At 71.9% G+C, this 4711-nt stretch carries 4 protein-coding genes; all 4 read right to left on the bottom strand.

Features of this window, described 5'->3' with window-relative positions; genetic code table 11:
* The coding region (locus tag MTQ10_RS28005; protein ID WP_247473088.1) for a molybdopterin-dependent oxidoreductase at positions 1 to 1392 on the bottom strand (1392 nt) is incomplete at its 3' end.
* Between the two features lie 303 nt (positions 1393 to 1695).
* Positions 1696 to 2511 carry an SAM-dependent methyltransferase gene (locus MTQ10_RS28000; RefSeq protein ID WP_247473087.1) on the bottom strand — a complete coding sequence of 272 codons (816 nt, stop codon included), beginning with the start codon at positions 2509 to 2511 and terminating at the stop codon, positions 1696 to 1698.
* A gap of 111 nt (positions 2512 to 2622) precedes the next feature.
* On the bottom strand, positions 2623 to 3486 hold the full coding sequence (locus MTQ10_RS27995; RefSeq protein WP_247473086.1) for a helix-turn-helix domain-containing protein: 864 nt from the start codon (positions 3484 to 3486) through the stop codon (positions 2623 to 2625).
* Positions 3487 to 3674: 188 nt separating this feature from the next.
* On the bottom strand, positions 3675 to 4526 hold the full coding sequence (locus MTQ10_RS27990; protein WP_247473085.1) for a helix-turn-helix domain-containing protein: 852 nt from the start codon (positions 4524 to 4526) through the stop codon (positions 3675 to 3677).
* Positions 4527 to 4711 lie beyond the last annotated feature (185 nt).

The raw sequence follows: 4711 nt of genomic DNA, 5'->3' as shown, positions 1-4711 counted from the left end.
CACCCGCACCGCCGGCACACCCCGCCGCAGCACCTCGCCCCGGCCCTGCCCGTGCGCCCCGCCCTCCGTGTCGAACCGCGGCAGCAACACCTCCACCCCGGCCGCACCCTCACGCCCGTACAGGCTCAGCACCGGCTCGATGTCGCCGAGTTCCAGGTTCCAGCGGCCCTCACCCGACGTCGTCCAGCGGAAACCGAGCGAACCGTTCGGCACCACCGCCCGCCCGCTCACCCCGTCCAGCACGACCGTCTTCCACTCCGCGCCCTCCCCCCGCTCACCCACATCCGCCGCCCGCAGGAACTTCCCCGGCACATACGCCCCGTCCCGCTCCCGCAGCGTCACCAGGAACGGCAGATCCGTGAACCGGCGCACATAGTCCGCGAAGAACGGCGTCTCCCGCTCGACGAAGAACTCCCGCAGCACCACATGGCCCATCGCCAGCGCCAGAGCCCCGTCCGCACCGGGATGAGGATGCAGCCACTCGTCCGCGAACTTCGCGCTGTCCGCGAAGTCCGGCGCGACCACCACCACCTTCTGCCCCCGGTAACGGGCCTCCGCCATCCAGTGCGCGTCCGGCGTCCGCGTCACCGGCACGTTCGAACCCCACATGATCAGATACGCGGCGTCCCACCAGTCCCCGGACTCCGGTACGTCCGTCTGATCACCGAACACCTGCGGGGACGCCACCGGCAGATCCGCGTACCAGTCGTAGAACGACAGCATCGGCGCACCGATCAGCGCATGGAAACGCGCCCCCGCCGCGTGCGACACCATCGACATCGCGGGGATCGGCGAGAAACCGGCGACCCGGTCAGGGCCGTACGTCTTGATCGTGTGCACATGCGCCGCCGCGACGATCTCCACCGCCTCGTCCCAGCTCGCCCGCACCATGCCGCCCTTGCCGCGCGCCCGCTGATACCGGCGCCGCCGCTCCGGGTCGCCCTGGACGTCGGCCCACGCCAGCACCGGGTCACCCAGCCGCCGCTTCGCCTCCCGGTACACCTCCAGCAGCACACCCCGCACATACGGGTACCGCACCCGGGTGGGGGAGTACGTGTACCAGGAGAACGCCGCCCCGCGCGGACAGCCCCGCGGCTCGTACTCCGGCCGGTCCGCACCCACCGACGGATAGTCCGTCTGCTGCGTCTCCCACGTGATGATGCCGTCCTTGACGTACACCCTCCACCGGCACGACCCCGTGCAGTTCACCCCGTGCGTGGAGTCCACCACCTTGTCGTGGCTCCACCGGTCCCGGTAGAACGCGTCGCCCTCCCGCCCACCGGTCAGCTCCACACGGTGCAGATCCGGCGCGGCCCGGCCGGGCCGGAAGAAACGCCCGGCACGCAGCAGTGCCGCACCCGGCTCGACCGGCGGTCTGTGCGTGTCGGTCACCTGCGCTCCCTCGGCTCGCCCCGTGCATCCGACGCTAGGGGCGGGCCGGGGAGCGCACCCGTCCAGCGCGCCCGTTCGAGTCAGGCACGCCGGACGCCGCTCACCGCTCGGGGGTACGCCCGTTCGAGGCGGGGCCGCCCGTGCCGCTCAGGGCATGCGGGGGACCTCCGGCACGACTCGCGGCCCGCGCGCCACCACCCACCCGCAACCGTTCACGCCTGCGGGCGACCCCCGGCACCGTTCACGGCCTGCGAGCCACCCCCCGGCACCGCTCACGGCCTGCGAGCCACCCCCCGGCACCGCTCACGGCTTGCGGGCCACCCCCGCGTACACCGGAACGATGCCCTCCTCCTGCGCCGCCACGTCCTCAGGCCCCGGCCGCCACCCCGTCACCGGGATCACTCCCGGACCCAGCAGCTCCAGGCCGTCGAAGAACCGCCGGAACTCACCGACCGTCCGCGGATGGAACGGCGTGCCGCTGCGCCGGAAGTTCTCCGCCGCCCGCTCCATGTCCCGCGGGTTCAGATCGGGCGTGGTCTGCGTCAGGATCAGATAGCTGCCCGGCACCAGCGCGTCCAGATACCTCCGCACCAGCCCGTACACATCGTCACCGTCGGGCTCCGCGTCCAGATAGTGCGTCAGCGCCACCAGCGACAACGCCACCGGCCTCGTCAGATCCAGCACCTCCCGCGCCTTCGCCAGCAGCCCGTCCACGTCCCGCACGTCCGCGTGCACATAGTGCGTGGCGCCCTCCGGCGTGGAGTGCAGCAGCGCCTCCGCGTGCCGCAGCACGATCGGATCGTTGTCCGCGTACACCACCCGCGCCTCGGGCGCCACCCCCTGCGCCACCTGATGCAGGTTCGGCTCCGTCGGGATGCCCGTGCCGATGTCCAGGAACTGCCGGATCCCCGCCTCGGCGACCGCCCGCACCGCCCGGTGCATGAACCGCCGGTTGGCGCGCGCCCCGCGCACCACCGTGCCGTCCACGGCGAGGATGCGCCGTGCCAGCTCCTCGTCCACGGGATAGTTGTCCTTGCCGCCCAGCCACCAGTCGTACACCCGCGCCGGATGGGGGCGGCTGGTGTCGATACGGAGCGGCTCGGCCTGCGATCCGGTCATACGCGGTGTTCTCCTGCCTGCCACGGGCGGTGCCCGGTCGGTGTCTCCTCGAAATGTCCCCGGACGTCGTCACCCGCGCCCGGAAGCCTCACGCCTCGCGCGACACCCGCGCTAGAACCTCTCCCGGTACTCGGCGAGGATCTTCTTCGTGCGCTGCGCCGACGCCGCGTGCGTCGTCAGATGGTCCAGCACCTCCAGATGCGTGGCCACCTCCTGCCGCGAGTCCAGATACAGCGCACCCGTCAGATACTCACTGACCACCATGTCCGGAAGCTCCGGCTCCGCGAACCGGAACAGCGAGAACGGCGCACACGTCGCCGGATGCGGACCCGCCGCGCACTCCGCGATCTGCAACGTCACCCCGTCCCGCTCCGCGTACTCCAGCAGCTTGTCCAACTGGTCCCGCATCACCTGCGCACGCGGGCCCACCGGACGCGTCAGCACCGTCTCGTCCATGATCACCCAAAGGTGCGGGGCGTCCGGTCTCTCCAGCAGCCGCTGCCGTTCCAGCCGCAGCGCCACATGCCGCTCCACCTCCGCCGGCGACCGCAGCCCGATCGTGCCCGCCTCCAGCACGGCACGCGCGTACTCCTCCGTCTGCAGCAGACCCGGCACGAAATGCGGCTCGTAGGAGCGCATCATCTTCGCGGCGCCCTCCAGACTGACGAACAGGCTGAACCAGTCCGGCAGCACATCGTGGTACCGCTGCCACCAGCCCGGCCGGTTCGCCTCCTCCACCAGCCCCACGAACACCGCGGCCTCGTGCTCCGCCACCCCGTACGCCTCCAGCAGCACCTGCACGTACGGCACCTTCAGCGCGACCTCGGCCGTCTCCATCCGCCGCACCGTCGCCGGAGCCACGCGCAGCACCCGCGCGGCCTCCTCACGCTTCAGCCCGGCCGCCTCCCGCAGCTCCTGCAACCGCCGGCCGAGCACCACCTGGCCCACCGTGGGCGCGGGCCGCCGCTCACTCACGCCACGCCTCCCCAGGGCTCATCAGGCAGCGAGACAACGCGAGCAGTCTGTCATGGTCCGGTGACAATCTCATTGCGCCTCAGGTGATCGACGGAACCCGCCGCGCGCGGGACCGTGGAGACCACCGGGTCCCGGGCCGGCGCACTCCGGCCCGGGACCCGGACCCACGGCAGCGAGCAGAAGGCCGGTCAGAACGTCTTCTGCCGCAGGTAGTCGACCGTCGCGGCATCCGCCGGCAGGAACGTCTCGATCGCCAGCTCGGCCACCGTCACATCCATCGGCGTGTTGAACGTCGACACCGACGACACGAACGACAGCACCCGTCCGTCGTGCTCGATCAGCAACGGCAGCGCGAAATACGCCCATTTCGTCTCGGCGGCCGGCCCCGCCGGTTCCTCCGGCCTCGTCTCCGGCACGGGATACGCCGACACCTCCTCGTACAGCGCGCGCAGCTCCGCCGACCGGTGCAGGGCCGGCTGACGGCCCATCTGCTCCAGCAGATGCCCCCGCCACTCCCGCAGATTGCGGATGCGCGGCGCGAGCCCCCGCGGATGCAGCGTCAGCCGCATCGCGTTCAGCGGCGGCTCCAGCAGCTCCTCGGCGACACCCTCCAGCAGCATCGTGATCCCGCGGTTCGCCGCCCGCACCTCGTACAGCCCGTCCATCACCAGCGCCGGATACGGCTCGTAGCCCCGCAGCAGCTGCTCCAGACCCGCCCGCACCGCGTCCAGCGCCGGGTCCTCCAGCGGCGTCTCCGGGAAGCGGGGCGCGTAACCGGCCGCCAGCAGCAGCGCGTTGCGGTCCCGCACCGGCACGTCCAGATGCTCCGCCAGCCGCAGCACCATCTCCTCGCTCGGCCGTGACCGGCCCGTCTCGACGAAGCTGATGTGCCGGGCGGAGGAACCGGCCCGCAACGCCAGCTCCAGCTGGGTGACCCTCCGACGCTCCCGCCACGCCCGCAACAGAGGGCCGACACCCTGGGCGGCGGGAGGGGCGGGGGCGGCAGCGGGCTCGGTGTGCACGGTCGATGCGATGGCCATACGGCGACCGTAACCGACCTCCCGACTTCCACCGGCTGTCGGCCGAGGAACACCGCTGGATTTCGACGAGCTGATCGCGCCCTCCTGTCTGAGCGGCATCGTCAGCCGGGACGATCCGCGGCCGGTCCACGTGCTGGGCCGGCCGAGCGCGGCGTACCCACCCCATGGACCCCACACACCCCGAC

It is taken from the genome of Streptomyces sp. XM83C (assembly GCF_023072675.1).
Taxonomy (GTDB): Bacteria; Actinomycetota; Actinomycetes; order Streptomycetales; family Streptomycetaceae; genus Streptomyces; species Streptomyces thermocoprophilus.
This window is presented reverse-complemented; position numbering and strand designations above follow the sequence as displayed.

What these genes read in the sequence shown, in the direction of transcription:
- MTQ10_RS28000 (WP_247473087.1), bottom strand. Translation starts at nt 2,511, where the DNA reads ATGACCGGATCGCAGGCCGAGCCGCTCCGTATCGACACCAGCCGCCCC.
- MTQ10_RS27990 (WP_247473085.1), bottom strand. Translation starts at nt 4,526, where the DNA reads ATGGCCATCGCATCGACCGTGCACACCGAGCCCGCTGCCGCCCCCGCC.